Raw genomic sequence first — 16,007 nt, forward strand, 5'->3', positions numbered from 1 at the left:
GATGACCGATCAAACTGAAACGCCGATGTCGGCCGAAGAAAAATTCGGCCGCGAACTTGTGGCCCGTACGACCTTCGAAAAGGAAGCCGTTTGGCTGCCGTCGTTGGCTGTTCACCACGTGAACGCTGGCAAGATGTTCATCGAGGACAAGACCTTCACGAACTGTCTGATCGAGGGGCCGGCTGTCATGGCGGTCATGAACGGCACGACGTTCGACAGCTGCAACATGGGCGTGGCGTCCAATCCGCGTACGCTGCTGCTTCAGCCCATGGGCGACATGATCGCAGGTGTCGTGGGCATGTCCAACTGCCGCTTTGTCCGTTGCCGCTTCGTTCAGGTGGGCTTCACAGGCGCCCCGGATCTGCTTGAGCAGATCGAGGCTGACCTTCTCAGCGCACGGGAGAACCAAGCATGAGCCGGCTGCCGATCAACCGTCCTATGAACGTCGCCAAGTCTCTGACACAGGTGGATTTCGTTGATGTCGATATCAACCTGTACGACCTGTACACCGCGCACCAGCAGCAGGGCGCCATCGTTGGGCGAACCTTCACCGGATGCCGGCTGCAGGGCCCCGCAATCGTCCTGATCGGTCCGGGCACGACCTTCGACGAGACCAACTTCGGCGACTCGCGGGGCGGAATGAAGAACCTGCTGCTTCAGCCCATGGGCGACAAGGCGCTGGGGACTGTCCCAATGCACAACTGCACCTTCGTGGGGTGTGAGTTCTATAACGTCGGGTACACTGGCTCGGCGGCGGTTTTGGAGCAACTGGCGGCTGTTCCGACGGTGGCGGGACCGGCGGCATGAAGTTCACCCTGTCCTGGCTGAAGGACCACCTCGAGACCGAGGCGGATGTTCAGCAGATCGCCGAGGCCATGACCATGGCCGGGCTGGAGGTCGAGGAAGTGCTCGACCCCGCCGCCAAACTGGCGCCGTTCACCGTGGCCAAGATCGTCTCGGCCGAACGTCACCCGAACGCCGACCGGTTGCAGGTCTGCCAGGTCGAGACGGTCGACGGGATGAAGGAGATCGTCTGCGGCGCGCCGAACGCGCGGGCGGGCCTGACCACCATCTACGCCCCCATCGGCGCCTATGTGCCGGGCCTGGGCGTGACCCTGGTCGAGAAGCCGGTGCGCGGCGTGGTGTCGAACGGCATGCTGTGCTCGGCCTCCGAGCTTGAACTGTCGGACGAGAGCGACGGCATTCAGGAACTGCCGCCAGAGATCCCTGTCGGCACGCCGGTGACCGGCCTGTTCGGCGCCGAGCCGGTCATCGATTTCGAGGTCACGCCGAACCGGCCCGACTGGCTGGGCGTCGCCGGCATCGCCCGCGATCTGGCCGCCGCCAGCGTCGGCAAGCTGAAGCATTTCGACATCGCCGTGGTGCGCGGCGCCTTCCCCTCGCCGATCAGCGTCCGGCTGGAGGCGCCTGAGATGTGCCCGGTCTTCGCCGGTCGCGTCATTCGCGGCGTCAAGAACGGCCCGTCGCCGGCCTGGCTCCAGAAGCGACTGACCGCCATCGGCCTGCGCTCGATCAACCGTCTGGTCGATGTGACCAATCTGATCGCCTACGACCGCGCTCGCCCGCTGCACGTCTATGACGTCGCCAAGCTGTCGGGAACGGAGATCGTGGTGCGGGCAGGGCATGTTTCGGCCGCGACCGGCGAGCACGAGCATCTGATCGCCTTGGACGACAAGACCTACGCCGCATCCGCAGCCGACTGCGTCATTGCCGACGCCGGGGGCGAGCGGCCCATCGGCCTGGGCGGCGTCATGGGCGGCGAGAGCACCGGCTGCGACGAGACGACGACCGACGTCTTCCTGGAAAGCGCCTGGTTCGACCCGCTGGTCATCGCCCAGACCGGCCGCGCGCTGGGCATCCATTCCGACGCCCAGTACCGGTTTGCGCGCGGCGTCGATCCGGTCTCGGTCACGCCGGGGCTGGAACTGGCCACGCGCCTGATCCTGGACCTGTGCGGCGGCGAGCCGTCGGACATCATCTTCGTCGGCGAACCGCCGGCGAGCCCGGCGCCCTTCGCCTTCGACCCCGCCTATGTGAAGCGCCTTAGCGGCATGGATCTGGCCGATGACCGGATCGGGACCATCCTGGGCCAGCTCGGTTTCCTGGTTCAGGCCGCGCCGGCCGGTCAGTCCGAGCCCTGGATCGTCACCCCGCCGTCGTGGCGTCGCGACGTCGAAGGTCCGGCCGATCTGGTGGAAGAGGTTGCGCGCATCGAGGGCTTTGACAACCTGCCCGATACGCCCCTGCCCGAGGTCGCCCGCCCCGCCGGCGGCGTGCTGAGCCCGCGCCAGGCCCGCGTCCGCACCGCGCGTCGCGCCCTGGCGGCCCTCGGTTACGCCGAGGCCGTCACCTGGTCCTTCACCAAACAATCGACCGCGGCCCTGTTCGGCGGCGGGGATGATCGGCTGGTGCTGGAGAACCCGATCGCGGCCGATCTGGACTGCATGCGGCCCTCGGCCCTGCCGAACCTGATCCAGGCGGTGGCGAGGAACGCCGCGCGCGGTTTCGCCGACGCCGCCCTGTTCGAGATCGGCCCCATCTATCTGGGCGACGGTCCGGCGGATCAGCGCACGGTCATCGCCGGCCTGGTCGCCCCGCACGCCGCCCGTCACTGGGCCGGCGCCGGTGAGGACGCCCTGTTCACGCTCAAGGGCGACCTAACCACTTTGCTGGAAGAGATCGGCGCCCCGGTCGCCTCGCTGCAACTGGTCCAGGGCCAGAACCACGACTGGTGGCACCCCGGCCGCTCGGCCCGGCTGCAACTGGGGCCCAAGAATGTGATGGTCGAGTTCGGCGAACTCCATCCTCGCGTCCTGAAGGCGCTGGACGCCGACGGTCCGATCCTGGCTTTCGAAATCGTGCTGGACAATGTGCCGGAGCCACGCGGCAAAAGCGGCAAGGCGCGCGGAACCGCCGACCTGTCGGCCTTCATGCCCCTGACCCGCGACTTCGCCTTCGTGGTGGAAGACGCCAAGCCGGTCGGCGACCTGGTCCGGGCCGCGACGGGCGCCGACAAGGTCCTGATCGCAGATGTTCGCGTCTTCGACGTCTATCGGGGCAAGGGCGTTGACGAGGGCTTCAAGTCCGTGGCGCTGGAAGTCGTGATCCAGCCGCGCGAAGCCACGCTGACTGAAGCCGAGATCGAGGCCCTGACGGCCAAGGTCGTGGCGGCGGTGGAAAAGCAGGGCGGCAAGCTGCGGGCTTGAGGGGACGCAGCGCCGCCTTTCGGGCGGCGCGGGGGAACATACGCGATGACGACGGAACCTCAGGCGACCCAAGCGGATCGCGGCCATCTGCTGCGCGTCCTGGGCGTGACGTTCGGCGTCGCCGTCGTGGTCGGCGGCGTCATCGGTCAGGGCATATTGCGCACGCCGGGCGTGGTCGCCGAGGGGGTTCAGAACCCCACGATCATCATCGCCCTGTGGTGCATCGCGGGTCTGGTCGCCTGGATTGACGCCATGTCGACCGTCGAATTGGCCGCCTCGATCCGCAAGACGGGCGGCCCCTATATCTTCGCCCGTCGCGCCTTTGGGTCGTTGACCGGCCTCGCCGTCGGCGTTTGCGACTGGCTGGGCAATATGGGCGGCATCGCCTTCATCGCCGTGGTCTTCGGCGAATATCTGCATCGGTTGGGCGTCGCGACCAGCGTGCCCATCGGCGTCCTCGCCCTCCTCATCGTGGTCGTGGTGGGCAGCGTGCAATGGCTGGGCACCAAGGTCGGCGGTCGGTCGCAGGAGATCGGCAGCGCGGTCAAGGCGACCCTGTTCACCGTGCTGATCATCGGCCTGTTCCTGGCGCCGCGCGGCGCGCCCGTCGCGACCGAGATCGCGCCGGCGACGGCGGCGGCGCTGACCTTCGGCGGGATCGTCATGGCCCTGCGGGCGATCTCTGGAACCTATTACGGCTGGAACAGCGCCTCCTATTTCTGCGAGGAGGTCGTCGATCCGGGCCGGACCATCGCGCGGGCCACCTTTTCGGGCATCGCCGTGGTGACGGTGATCTATGTGCTGGCCAACCTGGCCTATCTGAACGTCCTGACGCCGGCCGAGATGGCCGGCTCGAACCTCGTCGCGGCGGATGCGGCCGGTCGAGTGTTCGGCGATGTCGCCGGCCCCATTGTCACGGCCATCTCGCTGGTGTCGCTGGTGACGATCATCAATGCGATGGTGATGGTGTTCCCGCGCGTCCTGTTCGCCATGGCGCGCGAGTATCAGGTCTCGGCCCTGACCCGGGTCGCCGCCAACGGCACGCCGCGTCTGGCCTTGATCGCCACCGTGCTGGCCGGCGGGCTGCTGGCCACCATCGGCGTCTATGAGACCCTGCTGACCTTCTCGACGTCGCTGCTGGCGCTGATGAGCGTGCTGGTGAACGCCGCCGTCATCGTGCTGCGCGTGCGCGAGCCCAATCTGGAACGGCCCTGGAAGATGCCGCTCTATCCCCTGCCGGCCATCGTCGCCCTGGCGATCAATACGACCCTGTTCGTGATCTTCGTGGTCGAGGATCCTTTGACGGCTGGAAAGGCCTTCGGAATGCTGGCGGTCCTGATCGGCCTAGCCTGGCTGCTGGTCCGGCGAAAGCGCGCCGCCGCCTGATCGGCGCGCCCTGGTAAGACCCCGTTAACCTTGAAGCCGCAAGGCTGCCGCAAAGGTCGGGGACGGTGCAACGAAGACCGGCGCGCCAGCCGGCCGTCCTCTCGTCGCCTTTCGGAGCGCCCTCCATGCATCGCCGCCAACTGATCCTTTCGGGCCTCGCCACCGCCGCCGGCGCCTCGTCGCTGGGCGCCTGCGCCTCGGCGCCGCCGCGCGATCCCAACTATCCGATCCGCTCGGACCAGACGGCCCAGGCCTACAGCTTCGATGAACTGGTTTCGGCCGGCTCGCGCGAGCTGGGCATCGCGGCCGAGGTCGTGGGCGGCGCGATCGAGCGCGTCTTCGCCGACCAGGGCGACCGCCCGACCGCCTATATCGCAGGCGAGGAAGGCTCCGGCGCCGTCGTCGTCGGCGCCCGCTACGGCCGCGGCGCCCTGCACATGAAGGACCTGTCGGCCTCCCAGGAAGTGTTCTGGCAGGGCGCGTCGGTGGGTTGGGACTGGGGCGGCAACGCCAGCCGCGTCTTCACCCTGGTCTATGGCCTGTACCACCCCGACATGATCTATCGCCGCTATCCCGGCATCGAGGGCTCAGCCTATCTGGTCGCGGGCCTGGGCGTGAACTATCAGCGCGCCGACGGCATCGTCCTGGCGCCGATCCGCACCGGCGTCGGCCTGCGCCTGGGCGCCAACGTCGGCACCATGAGCTACAGCCGCCAGCGGAACTTGCTGCCGTTCTAAGGGCGCCAGGCTCGCGACGCGTTCGCTCGCGGCTTGAGCGCGCGACTACGCCCTAGCTAACCAATCGCAGCGGCGGCGGCGCGTCCATCAGCGTCGCCAGCCCCTCGCGCCAGCTGGGATAGGCGGGCCGCCAGCCCAGTTCGGCCTTGGCCAGCGCGTTCGAGACGCGTTTTGAATCCAGATAGAAGCGGCGCATCGCCTCGCTGACGCTGTCGTCGGTCCAGTCGACCTGGGGCGGGCGGGGCAGGCCCATCCGATCCGCCGCCCATTCCATCACCACATCGGCGGGCGACGGTTCGTCGTCGGTCAGATTGTAGGCCGCTCCCGGACGCGGCCGCGCCATCGAGGCGAACAGGCCCGAGACGATGTCGTCCACATGGATGCGGTTGAAGACCTGGCCGGGCTTTCTGACCAGTTTAGCCGTGCCTTCCCTCAGCCGCTCGACCACGCTGCGCCCCGGTCCGTAAAAACCGGGCAGGCGGAAGATCTGGACCGTCAGCCCCATCCCCTGCGCCCCATCCAGCCAGTCGCGCTCGGCCCGGACGCGGCGTGCGCCCTCCAGATTGGCGGCGTTCAGCGGCCCGTCCTCGAACACCCATCCGCCGGCCCGGTCGCCATAGACGGAGGTGGAGGAGACATAACCGATCCAGTCGGGCCAGGCGTCGCCCGCCAATGGCCCCAGGGCCCGCAGACCCGGGCAACCCTGAGCGTCCGGCGCGGCGGTGATCAGCACGGCCGTCGCCGCCTCCAGCGCCGTTTTGAGGGCCGCCGTATCGCCGGGATCAATGGCCATGATTCCGTCGGCCGCCAGGGCGCGGCGCCGCTCGGGATCGCGCGACGTAGCGGTCGCGCGTCCGCCGCGCTGTATGGCCTCCAGCGCCGCCGCCCGTCCCAGATAGCCGCCGCCGAAGACCAGCAGATCGAGGGGAGGGGAGGCGATAGGCATTACGAAACTCAGGCCGTCAGAACTTGGGAAGGCGGCGCGTCAACTGCCGGTCGCGCCTCATTTTCCAGCGCCTCCGCCCGGCGTTGGTTCCAGGCGGAGACGCACGGCACGCGCCCCAGATCGGCCCGGTCGGCATAGCGGCGGGCGATGTCCGTCACCTCGTCCATCAGACCCTGCGCCAGGGTGATCGGCTTTAGGCCCAGGTCGCGGAACTGATCGTTGGCAACGACCAGATCGTTCTCGTCGGCCTCCTGACGTGGATTGGCGACATTGTGGATCCCGGCGCCGGTCTTGTCGGCGATCATGGCCGCCAGATCGCGCACGCGGCGGCTCTCGGTCATCTGGTTCAGGATCTTGACCCGGTCGCCGCGTTTGGGCGGGTTCTTCAGCGCCAGTTCGACGCAGCGCACCGTGTCCTGAATATGGATGAAGGCCCGCGTCTGGCCGCCCGATCCATGCACCGTCAGCGGATAGCCGACCGCCGCCTGCATCAGGAACCGGTTCAACACCGTGCCGTAATCGCCGTCATAGTCGAAGCGGTTGATCAGCCGCTCGTCCTGCTTGGTCTGCTCGGTCTGGGTCCCCCAGACGATGCCCTGGTGCAGGTCGGTGATGCGCAGATTGTCGTTGCGGGCATAGAACTGGAACAGCAGGGCGTCCTGCGTCTTGGTCATGTGATAGATGCTGCCCGGATTGGGCGGGAACAGGATTTCCTGTTCGGCGGGACCATTGTCGGTCTCCACCGTCACCTTCAGATAACCCTCGGGAATCCGCAGGCCCGCCGTGCCGTAGCCGTAGACGCCCATCGTCCCCAGGTGCGCCAGGTGGACGTCCAGGCCGCTTTCGACGATGGCGGCCAGCAGATGGTTGGTGGCGTTGATGTTGTTGTCGACCGTGTACAGCTTGTGCCGCGCCGACTTCATCGAATAGGGGGCGGCCCGCTGCTCGGCGAAGTGCACCACGCTGTCGGGAGCGAAGTCGCGGATCAGGGCGACCAGGCGGTCGAACTCCTTGCCCACGGTCATGTTGACGAATCCGATGTCGCGGCCGGACACGTCTTTCCACGCCTTGATCCGCTCGCCCATGGTGCGGATCGGCGTCAGGGACTGGACCTCCAGCTCGTTGTCGATATTCCGGCGGCTCAGGTTGTCGACGATGGTCACGTCCCACCCTTCGGCCGACAGATGCAGGGCCGTGGGCCAGCCGCAAAAACCGTCGCCGCCCAGAACCAGCACGCGCATGGGATCGCCTCGTCGTCGTCTCAAAGGTCATGCCTAGCCCAGCCGGCGGGCTTGGCAAAGCGCCGCTGTGCAGGGTTCGGTGCGACGCATTGACGAATATCGCTTGGAAAGGCCGCGCACTCGGGTTAAGTCTCTGCCGTCTCCCACTCAATCGCAGCTTTACGGGCGCATACCCGGCTGTTCGCGGCTTGAGCCGGCCATGACGGTCGGTCCCGAAAGGACCGGCGCACCATGCGGGCGACAAGGCATTCCGACAGTTCGACAATCGGGGATCGGCCCCGAGCGAGACGGAACCACGAAACGGACGGAACCGGCCTTCAGGCTTTGGTCCGCCCCTGCACACGGTAGCGCGAATGAGAGATTTCAAGGGCATGAAGCGTCAGCGCGGACGCAATCGGAACAAGGCGGGCGCCAATAACGCCAACAACGCCAATCCGAATCGTTCGTGGGATTCGCAAGGCCCCGAGAACATCAAGGTCCGGGGCAACGCCCAGACGGTGTATGAGCGCTATCAGCAGCTGGCCCGCGATGCGGCCTCCAGCGGCGACCGGGTGCTGGCCGAAAACTATCAGCAGCACGCCGAGCACTATTATCGCGTCCTGCGCGCCCTTCAGCCGCAGCGATCCTTCTCGGACATCGCCGCGCGCGAACAGTCGAACCAGGGCTTCGACATCGACTTCGAGGACGAATCCGGCGCCCAGGCCGCCGCCTTCGTCGCCGCCCAGCAGGCCGCCGACCGTCAGGCTGCAGAGGCCGCCGAGCGCGCCGAGCAGAACCAGAACCGCGATCAGAACCGCGACCGCGACTACAATCGTGACCGCGACCGCGACCGCGACCGTGACAACCGCGACCGCGACCGCGATCAGAACCGTGATCGTGACCAGAACCGCGACAGCCAGCAGCCGCGCGAACCCCGCGAGCCGCGCGAGGGCGACGAGGTCCGCGCCGAGGGCGAGGGCGGCGGTCGTCGCGAAAGCCGTCGTGAACGCTGGGAGCGTCGCCGCGAGGAACGCAATCGTCGCTTCGACAATCAGGAAAGCGCCCAGGACGGCGCTGAGGGCGCCGCCCCCGCCTACGCCGAGGCCGACCGCGCCGAAACCGTCAGCGAAGCGCCCGCCGCTGAAGGCCCTGTGACTGAAACGCCGAGCGTCGAGGCGCCGGCCGCCGACGAACGTCCCGCACGCCGTCCGCGCCGCACCGCTGCGGCCGTCGCGGCGGACGAGGGCGACGCCCCGACCGCCCTGCCGGGCTTTCTGACCCGCGCGCCGGCGTCGTCGGCCCCGGCCGAGCAAGCCGAAGGCGAGGCGGCCCCGCGCCGCCGTGCGCCGCGTCGCAAGCCGGAAACCGCCACCGCCAGCGAAGACTGACGACAACCCAGGCGGGTATGTTTACTTGAACGCAACCTTGACGCATCATCATGGCGCGTCGGAGGGGCGTCATGGATTTGGTCTTGCTTGTCTTGTCCCTGGCGCTGGCGGGGACCTGCGCCGGGATCTGGCTCTGGCTTCAAGCGCACGGGGGCGCCGAGCGCCTGCGTCGTGAGAACGCCCGGCTCGAAGCCCGCATCGTCCAGCAGGCCCAAGGCCTGCGCCGCGCCCTGACGACGGCCGAGGGCGAGGTTGATCGTCTGACCGCCGAGCTTCGGACGCGAGACGAGATCATGCAGGCCCTGGGGCGCGAACTGCGTAGTCCCCTGACCACGATCATGGGCTTCTCTCAACTATTGCGCGCCAACGACCAGACCGACCCCCTGACCGCGCGCCAGGCCCAGTCCGTGCGTCAGATCGAGGCCGCGGCCGGCGTCCTGCTGGCCCTGATCGAGGAAACCGAAGCCTTTATGAACGGCGGCGACGGCGGCGGTTCGCCTTCGCTGCACCGCGTCGATCTGCGTCTGGCCTGCGCCAGGTCTGCGACGGGCTGGAGACGCAGGCGAGAGAGGCGGGGGTGACGCTGGCCTGTCCGCCGCCCGCCCACGGCCTGTGCGTCACAGCCGATCCGGGCCAGATTCGTCGTATCTTGCGCCGATTGGTCGAGAACGCCCTGCGCCATTCGCCCGGCGGAGGCACGGTGCGCATGGAGATGTCGCGCGCCGAGGACCGGATCGGCATCGCCATCCATGACGCCGGCATGAGTCTGACCGGCGCGGGCGACGACCGACCTTTCCGCCCGTTGGATGGTCGCGACGCGCGTGGCGGCACCGCCCTTGGCCTCGCCTCGGTCCAGCGGTTGATCGAGCGGATGGGCGGCGCCCTGACCATGGTGCGCGACCCCGGCGCGGGCGCCGTCTTCTCGCTCAGCCTGCCGGCAGCCCCCGCGCCGGGTCTGGCGTCATCGCGTCAGGCGGTGGTGCTCTACATCGAGGACAATCCCGCCAACATCGCCCTGATGCGCCAGGCGGCGAGCGGCCTGGGCCTGACCCTACATGCCGCGACGACGGGACCGGAGGGGCTGGATCTGGCGCGTGCGCTCAGACCCGACGTCATCCTGCTCGACATCGGCCTGCCGAACATGGACGGCTATGAGGTCAAGGCGCGACTGGACGTCGATCCCCTGACGCGCCATGTGCCGGTCCTGGCGCTGACGGCGGCCGTCTCGGCCCCGGACCGGGCGCGCGGCCGCGCCGCCGGCTTCGACGCCTGGCTGGCCAAGCCGCTGGATCTGGCGGCCCTGGCGGCTGCGCTGAATACGGCCCTGAATACGGCCCTGGGCGGCCCGGAGGTTGACGCCGACGGTCGCGAGAGGGCCTAAGAGGCTTGAGTTCGCCTGGTCGCCCCAAGGGAAGCGTCGATGTCCCGTTTCGTCCCGTTCCGCTCGTTCGCGCGTTGTCTGGCGCCGCTGGCCGTCCTGTGCGCCGTCGCCGCCTGCGCTTCGACCCCGCCGCCGCCGCCCCCGCCGCCGTCCGGCGCATCGGGCGCGCTGATGGACTGGCGCGGCGTCATCACCTCCGGCGATCGGGATCGCTATCGCCGCGTCGACGCCGCATGGACCCTGGCCCTGCAACAGGCCAAGCGTCAGCGCGGCTCCGGCGATCTGAACAGCCTGGGCGATCTGATCGACCCCAAGGCCGACCGGCCCGGCGTGGCGCCCCCGCCCGGCGACTATCGCTGCCGCACCGTCAAACTGGGCACCCAGGGTGGCGAGGACGGGCTCGGTTACGTCGTCTATGGCTGGTTCGCCTGCCGCATCGAACAGACGCCGAAAGGCCTGAAGTTCTCAAAACTGACCGGCTCGCAGCGCCCCTCCGGTCTGCTCTTTCCCGAAGACGACCGCCATATGGTGATGCTCGGCTCGCTGGCCCTGGCGCAGGAGCCCGCCGCCAACACCTATGGCCGCAACCCCGACCGCGATCTGGTCGCCATCCTGCAACGCATCGGCGAGGCGCGGTGGCGGCTGGTCCTGCCGTGGCCCAACACCGAGTCCAATCTGGACCTGATCGAGCTGGTCCCGGCGCCGCGCGGCTAAGGTTCGGCTGAACCTCGGGCGCCCTGTCACGTTCGGTCAGGGCAACCGATGGAGACGCTGATGCGCCGCACCCCTCTGGCCGTTCTGGCCCTGATGACCACCACGGCCCTGGCGGCCTGTGGCGACAACAGTCCAGCCAGCCCGGCCGAGACATCGGCCGCCGTGACCACGCCCGCACCCGGCGTGCCGGCCCAGGCCGCGCCGGAAGCGGCGGCGACGCCGGACACCCAAGCCGCGCCTGCCGAGGGCATGCAGGGCGGAACCGACTCCTGGCGTCAGGTCGCCAAGGCCGCCGACGCCAGCCTGCTTGGCCGGCTCGATCAGGCCTGGCGCATGGCCCGCGCCGAGGCCGAGGAAGGCGGCTTCGCGCGTCAGGTCGAGGCCCTGGGGCCGCTCGCCGATCCCAACGCCGCCCAGACGGGCCGCATCCAACCCGGCCCCGGAACCTATCGCTGCCGCACCATCAAGATGGGCCGCCGCGTCGAGGGCCAGGGTCTGGCCTATGTCGAATATCCCTGGTTCGCCTGTTCGGTCGAGCTGACGCCCGGCGGCGATCTGGTCCTGACCAAGACGACGGGGTCGCAGCGCACGCGCGGCCTGATCTATCCCGATACCGACCGCCGCGCCGTCTATGTCGGCGCCCAGGCGTGGGGCGCCGACGAGAAGACCTTCCCCGCCTATGGCGACAAGGCCGAACGCGATCAGGTCGGCGTCATCGAACGCATCGGCCAGAACCGCTGGCGCCTGGTCCTGCCGTGGCCCAAACAGGAGGCCAAGCTGGAGTTGCTCGAGATCACCGGCTAGCGCGCGCCGGTCGAGCGGGCGATCGCGGCGCGCATGCCCTCGGCATGAAGCGCGCCTGACGGGGCGATCTTGGTGTTCGGCGTTTCGCTGGGCCCCAGATCGGCGGTGCGATCGTCCGGCCCGGTCCAGGTCGGGCTTTCGGCCTTGCGACGAACAGCCTCGCGCAGATTGTCGGTCGCCGTCGCGGCCGCGCCGCCGGATTTAGGGCCGGATTTACGCCGGTGCATCTCATCGGCGACGCGGGCGATGGCCTCGGTCAGCAGCGCCTTTTTCTCGCGCGCGCCCGCATCCGGGCCGCTCTCTCCCGCACGAACGCGCCCCCGGATCTGACGCTGCACCCGGTCACGCCGCTTACGCAGCCGGCCGATCAGGTCGCGCAGTTCGGCCGGCGAACGCTGGACCAGCGTCTTCGTCTGTTCGACCATATCCGCCTCGTCGCGATCCAGCGCACGCGTGTTTGAGGTCTTGGACATGACGGTCTCCCTTTCGATTGATGGGAAGACAGCGTCGGGACGCCAGGGCTGTTCCGGTTTGCGACCCTGGGTCACAGGGTCGGTCGAGGTCAGACCCGTATCAGTCTCAGGTCCTGATAGTCATAGCTGAAGTCGATGTCGGGGCTGACCCCCTTCACCGTCGCGGTCGCCGGTTTGGCGGTCAGGATCGAGAAGGTGACGAAGGCGTCCTCCTCGCGCTTGTCCGGGAAACGGGTGCGGAAGGTTTCGCCGTCATACGGCTCCAGCCAGCCTTGCAGGACGGGTGTGTGGGTGAAGCTTAGCCACAGGCCGCTCTTGCGATTGCGACCGCGTCCTTCGGTCCTGGGCGCAATGACGATGTCGCCGTACCACGGATCACGCCAGGTCCCGGCGTAGGCGTCCAGCGGCATGGACGGGGGCGCGCCGGCCGCCTGTTTGGCGTCGATTTCGGCAGCGGCGGCGATAGACTTGGCGTTGCCTTCGGCCTCCAACTTCTTGGAGTCTGCGATCCAGTCCACATCGACCTTGCCCATGCAGATGTCGGTGATGCCGGACCGCAAAGCGCGCAGCAAGAAGCTCTCCTCGGCGTTGGAGAAGATGCTGAAGCCGGTCTTGCGGCCGGGGATCAGCACCGTGGCGGAAATCCCGCCGGGCGAGCCGCCGCCGTGGCTGGCGATCCGCTCGCCCCGATAGTCCTGCACCTGCAGACCCATGGCATAGGTCGAGGCGATGGATCGATTGGGCAACTCCGCCGTCGGTCCGGCCGACGAGCCGACGATGATGTTGGGGCGATACATCTCGCGCGCCGCATCCTCGGAATACAGCCGCGTCCCGTCGGCCAGCTTGCCGTCGTTCAGCCGCACGGCGATCCATTTGGCCCAGTCGGTCGGGGTGGTGCAGATGCCGCCCGCCGCCGCAGCCGAATCCCAGTTCCACACCTCGACGATGGACTTGGCGATGGGCGTCATCGCGCCTTGATAGCGCAGCGGCGGCCCGACCCGGCCGTGGGGCAGGGCGGACTTGGACGCATCCGCCAGGCGCGCCAGCGGCACGGTTTCGGTCATCCCGACCTTGTCCAGGATGCGCGTCTGGATGAAGGCCTCCCAGCTCATCCCCGACACGGCCTCCAGCACCGCGCCCGCGACCACGAACATCAGGTTGCAGTAGTGATAGCGCGCCCGGAACCCGTCCTCGATCGGCACGAAGGCGGCCTGGGCCAGAACCTCGGCGCGGGTGCGGTCCGAGTTGGGCCAGAAAAGCAGGTCGCCGGCGCCCAGGCCGAACCCGGCCCGGTGGCTCAGCGTATCGCGCACCGTGATGTGTTCGCCGATATAGGGATCGGACAGGGTGAAGCCGGGCAGATAGGCCCGAACCGGCGCGTCCCACTTCACCTTGCCCTCGTCGACCAGAATGGCCAGGGCGGCGGCGGTGACGTTCTTGGTGTTGGAGGCGATGGCGAAGAGGGTGTGCTCATCAGCCCGCGCCGGCTTGCCCTGAACCTTGACGCCATAACCGCGCGCCAGAACGGTCGCCCCGTCCTTGACCACCGCGACGCCCAGCGCCGGCTGATCGGACCAGGCCGCCATGCATTTCGCCACATAGGCGTCCACCGCCGCCGCCAGCGACGCATCATCGTTTGCCGGCGGGCTCTGAGCTGTCGTTTGGGCGAACACCGGCCCCACCGCCAGCGCCGCCGCGCCTCCGGAAGCAAACAGGGTGCGGCGCGACAGACGAGGGGACATGGCGAACTCCAGCGAAGACCGCCGGACGCTAGCGCCCCTTCGTCGTCTAGGCCAGTCGCCAGCGTTGAAGCTTTTCCAGCACATCGGCGACGATCTGGTCGCGGGTGAAGCCGGTGATGTCGTGGGGGCGTTCGCCTTGGCCGGTCTGGGCGGTCAGTCGCCATTCCAGCAGGCGGCGGCCTTCGGGCGTCTCGCGCTGGGTCACGGCGGGACGCGGACGCGAGCGGGCGCCCAGGCGATAGATGAAGGTGCGCTCGCCCTGTTTGACCGTCAGCCAGGCGACGCCGTCGTCGCGCCCGATCTCGGACTTCGCCGCCTCGGCCTCCATGGCGGCGTGAACCGTTTCCAGGGCCGGCAGGCCGTGGCGCTCGATCTCATCGTTGATATCGCTGCGGCTGGCCGGGGCCAGGATGCGTTTCAGCTGCTGCGCCAGGGGCGCGCCTTCGGTCTCGAGGCTGCGGCCCGCGACGTCGGCGTTCATCTGGCGCACCAGGCCGATCGACAGCAGGATCATGATCAGGACGAAGGGCAGGGCGGCGGCCAGGGTGGCTGCCTGTAGCGCGCCCAGCCCGCCCGCCAGCAACAGGGTCGCGGCGATCAGGCCCAGCAACAGGCACCAATAGACCCGCTGCCAGCGCGGCGTGTCGTCGGCGCCGCCAGAGGCGATGGTGTCGATCACCAGGGCCCCGGAATCGGCCGAGGTGACGAAGAAGACCGCCACCAGCAGGATTGCCAGGCCCGAGGTGAAGGCCGCGCCCGGCAGTTGCTCCAGGAAGTAGAACAGGGCGGTCGACAGGTCGGCCGAGACGGCGTTGGAAATCGCGCCCGCCGCCTGGCCCATGTCCAGGCTGATCGCCGTATTGCCGAAGACGGTCATCCACAGGAAGGTGAAGCCGGCCGGCACCAGCAGCACGTTCAGCAGGAACTCCCGCACCGTTCGCCCGCGCGAGATCCGGGCGATGAACATCCCCACGAACGGCGACCAGGCGATCCACCAGGCCCAGTAGAACAGGGTCCAGTCCGCCATCCAGGCGCGCGGCTCATAGGCGTAGAGGGTGAAGGTCCGCTCGACGAAATGGCTGAAATAGAAGCCGAAGTTCTGGACCAGGGCCTTGAACAAGAAGCCGGTCGGCCCGACCACCAACACGAACAGCATCAGCAGCACCGCCAGCACCAGATTCAGCTCCGACAGACGGCGTACCCCCTTGCCGACCCCGCTCATCACTGAGCCGGTCGCCGCCGCCATGACCACGACGATTAGCCCGACCTGAACCCAGGCGGTGTTGGGAATGCCCAGCAGATAGGTCAGGCCGCTGTTCATCTGCGACACGCCGAAACCCAGAGACGTGGCGATGCCGAAGGCGGTGCCCCAGATGGCGAAGATGTCGACCGCATCGCCGATGGGCCCGTTGACGCGCCTGCCCAGCAAGGGCGACAGGCCCGACCTCAGCGTCAGCGGCAGACCCTTTCGGTGGGCGAAGAAGGCCAGGCTGAGGCCCACCAGCGCATAGATCGCCCAAGCGTGCGCCCCATAGTGGAAGAAGGTGATGCCCATGGCCTGACGCGCGGCGTCGAAGGTGCGGCCGGCGCCCTCGGGCGGATTGATATAGTGCTGGATCGGCTCGGCGACGCCGAAATACATCAGGCCGATCCCCATGCCGGCGGCGAACAGCATGGCCAGCCAGGACAGATACGGAAAGTCCGGCTCCGCGTCGTCCGGCCCCAGCTTCAGCGCGCCCGTGGGGCCGATCGCCAGCACCAGCACCAGTCCCACGAAGGCGGCGACCGAGGCGATATAGAGCCAGCCAAAGGTGTCGATCACCCACGCCTGAACATTCTGGAACAGGCGGTCGGACTCTCCCGGCGCGACGATGGCGACAAGCAGCAACAGCGCGATGATGGCGCTCGCGCCCCAAAACACGCGGGGGTTCATCTTCGTGGTCAGCATTGGGTCAAAGCGTATGGCGAAGCTGAGGGTTCCCAGCTTGG

The 16,007-nt window shown here is 68.3% G+C and carries 15 protein-coding genes; 10 read left to right on the top strand and 5 right to left on the bottom strand.

Features of this window, described 5'->3' with window-relative positions; genetic code table 11:
- Position 1: 1 nt before the first annotated feature.
- From KAK88_RS03810 to KAK88_RS03830, 5 genes are all read left to right on the top strand, one after another.
- On the top strand, positions 2-415 hold the full coding sequence (locus tag KAK88_RS03810; RefSeq protein WP_242077932.1) for a hypothetical protein: 414 nt from the start codon (positions 2-4) through the stop codon (positions 413-415).
- Positions 412-807, top strand: a complete 396-nt coding sequence (locus KAK88_RS03815; RefSeq protein WP_242077933.1) for a hypothetical protein — start codon at positions 412-414, stop codon at positions 805-807. Before KAK88_RS03810 ends, KAK88_RS03815 begins: the two co-directional genes overlap by 4 nt.
- Entirely contained in the window at positions 804-3,227 is a 2,424-nt protein-coding gene (gene pheT, locus KAK88_RS03820; RefSeq protein WP_242077934.1) for a phenylalanine--tRNA ligase subunit beta, read from the top strand. Before KAK88_RS03815 ends, pheT begins: the two co-directional genes overlap by 4 nt.
- Positions 3,228-3,272: 45 nt before the next feature.
- On the top strand, positions 3,273-4,613 hold the full coding sequence (locus tag KAK88_RS03825) for an APC family permease (protein WP_242077935.1): 1,341 nt from the start codon (positions 3,273-3,275) through the stop codon (positions 4,611-4,613).
- Positions 4,614-4,738: 125 nt separating this feature from the next.
- Positions 4,739-5,350 carry a DUF1134 domain-containing protein gene (locus tag KAK88_RS03830; protein WP_017506335.1) on the top strand — a complete coding sequence of 204 codons (612 nt, stop codon included), beginning with the start codon at positions 4,739-4,741 and terminating at the stop codon, positions 5,348-5,350.
- Positions 5,351-5,402: 52 nt separating this feature from the next.
- Here the strand turns inward: KAK88_RS03830 and KAK88_RS03835 are convergent, their stop codons facing one another.
- On the bottom strand, positions 5,403-6,296 hold the full coding sequence (locus tag KAK88_RS03835; protein WP_242077936.1) for an SDR family NAD(P)-dependent oxidoreductase: 894 nt from the start codon (positions 6,294-6,296) through the stop codon (positions 5,403-5,405).
- A gap of 8 nt (positions 6,297-6,304) precedes the next feature.
- A complete protein-coding gene (locus KAK88_RS03840) occupies positions 6,305-7,537 on the bottom strand; it encodes an NAD-dependent epimerase/dehydratase family protein (protein WP_242077937.1) in 1,233 nt (410 codons plus the stop codon).
- A 353-nt stretch (positions 7,538-7,890) separates the two neighbouring features.
- On the opposite strand from KAK88_RS03840, the gene KAK88_RS03845 reads away from it, so the two are divergent.
- The 5 genes from KAK88_RS03845 (at position 7,891) to KAK88_RS03865 (ending at position 11,803) form a co-directional block, all read left to right on the top strand.
- A complete protein-coding gene (locus KAK88_RS03845; protein WP_242077938.1) occupies positions 7,891-8,904 on the top strand; it encodes a DUF4167 domain-containing protein in 1,014 nt (337 codons plus the stop codon).
- A gap of 71 nt (positions 8,905-8,975) precedes the next feature.
- The gene (locus KAK88_RS03850; RefSeq protein WP_242077939.1) at positions 8,976-9,485 is read left to right on the top strand and encodes a histidine kinase dimerization/phospho-acceptor domain-containing protein; all 510 of its coding nucleotides are present in this window, start codon (positions 8,976-8,978) and stop codon (positions 9,483-9,485) included.
- Positions 9,482-10,285 (top strand): response regulator, encoded by an 804-nt coding sequence (locus KAK88_RS03855; RefSeq protein WP_242077940.1) that lies wholly within the window; start codon positions 9,482-9,484, stop codon positions 10,283-10,285. The genes KAK88_RS03850 and KAK88_RS03855 overlap by 4 nt, the downstream gene beginning before the upstream one ends.
- 39 nt (positions 10,286-10,324) lie before the next feature.
- The gene (locus KAK88_RS03860; protein WP_242077941.1) at positions 10,325-10,999 is read left to right on the top strand and encodes a DUF4893 domain-containing protein; all 675 of its coding nucleotides are present in this window, start codon (positions 10,325-10,327) and stop codon (positions 10,997-10,999) included.
- Between the two features lie 60 nt (positions 11,000-11,059).
- Positions 11,060-11,803, top strand: a complete 744-nt coding sequence (locus KAK88_RS03865) for a DUF4893 domain-containing protein (RefSeq protein WP_242077942.1) — start codon at positions 11,060-11,062, stop codon at positions 11,801-11,803.
- On the opposite strand, the gene KAK88_RS03870 is transcribed toward KAK88_RS03865, so the two are convergent.
- The 3 genes from KAK88_RS03870 to KAK88_RS03880 all read right to left on the bottom strand — a co-directional run bounded on the left by KAK88_RS03870 (position 11,800) and on the right by KAK88_RS03880 (position 15,966).
- On the bottom strand, positions 11,800-12,276 hold the full coding sequence (locus KAK88_RS03870) for a hypothetical protein (protein ID WP_242077943.1): 477 nt from the start codon (positions 12,274-12,276) through the stop codon (positions 11,800-11,802). The genes KAK88_RS03865 and KAK88_RS03870 overlap by 4 nt on opposite strands.
- Before the next feature lie 89 nt (positions 12,277-12,365).
- The gene (locus KAK88_RS03875; protein WP_242077944.1) at positions 12,366-14,018 is read right to left on the bottom strand and encodes a serine hydrolase; all 1,653 of its coding nucleotides are present in this window, start codon (positions 14,016-14,018) and stop codon (positions 12,366-12,368) included.
- 46 nt (positions 14,019-14,064) lie between these two features.
- The gene (locus KAK88_RS03880) at positions 14,065-15,966 is read right to left on the bottom strand and encodes a BCCT family transporter (protein WP_242077945.1); all 1,902 of its coding nucleotides are present in this window, start codon (positions 15,964-15,966) and stop codon (positions 14,065-14,067) included.
- Positions 15,967-16,007: the final 41 nt, after the last annotated feature.

This window comes from Brevundimonas diminuta, assembly GCF_022654015.1.
Classification (GTDB): domain Bacteria; phylum Pseudomonadota; class Alphaproteobacteria; order Caulobacterales; family Caulobacteraceae; genus Brevundimonas; species Brevundimonas diminuta_C.

Excerpts from the sequence above, each read along its gene's own strand:
- KAK88_RS03845 (WP_242077938.1), top strand. The coding sequence starts at position 7,891 with ATGAGAGATTTCAAGGGCATGAAGCGTCAGCGCGGACGCAATCGGAAC.
- pheT (WP_242077934.1), top strand. The coding sequence starts at position 804 with ATGAAGTTCACCCTGTCCTGGCTGAAGGACCACCTCGAGACCGAGGCG.
- KAK88_RS03840 (WP_242077937.1), bottom strand. The coding sequence starts at position 7,537 with ATGCGCGTGCTGGTTCTGGGCGGCGACGGTTTTTGCGGCTGGCCCACG.
- KAK88_RS03865 (WP_242077942.1), top strand. The coding sequence starts at position 11,060 with ATGCGCCGCACCCCTCTGGCCGTTCTGGCCCTGATGACCACCACGGCC.
- KAK88_RS03825 (WP_242077935.1), top strand. The coding sequence starts at position 3,273 with ATGACGACGGAACCTCAGGCGACCCAAGCGGATCGCGGCCATCTGCTG.
- KAK88_RS03810 (WP_242077932.1), top strand. The coding sequence starts at position 2 with ATGACCGATCAAACTGAAACGCCGATGTCGGCCGAAGAAAAATTCGGC.
- KAK88_RS03835 (WP_242077936.1), bottom strand. The coding sequence starts at position 6,296 with ATGCCTATCGCCTCCCCTCCCCTCGATCTGCTGGTCTTCGGCGGCGGC.
- KAK88_RS03880 (WP_242077945.1), bottom strand. The coding sequence starts at position 15,966 with ATGCTGACCACGAAGATGAACCCCCGCGTGTTTTGGGGCGCGAGCGCC.
- KAK88_RS03830 (WP_017506335.1), top strand. The coding sequence starts at position 4,739 with ATGCATCGCCGCCAACTGATCCTTTCGGGCCTCGCCACCGCCGCCGGC.
- KAK88_RS03815 (WP_242077933.1), top strand. The coding sequence starts at position 412 with ATGAGCCGGCTGCCGATCAACCGTCCTATGAACGTCGCCAAGTCTCTG.
- KAK88_RS03875 (WP_242077944.1), bottom strand. The coding sequence starts at position 14,018 with ATGTCCCCTCGTCTGTCGCGCCGCACCCTGTTTGCTTCCGGAGGCGCG.
- KAK88_RS03860 (WP_242077941.1), top strand. The coding sequence starts at position 10,325 with ATGTCCCGTTTCGTCCCGTTCCGCTCGTTCGCGCGTTGTCTGGCGCCG.
- KAK88_RS03850 (WP_242077939.1), top strand. The coding sequence starts at position 8,976 with ATGGATTTGGTCTTGCTTGTCTTGTCCCTGGCGCTGGCGGGGACCTGC.
- KAK88_RS03870 (WP_242077943.1), bottom strand. The coding sequence starts at position 12,276 with ATGTCCAAGACCTCAAACACGCGTGCGCTGGATCGCGACGAGGCGGAT.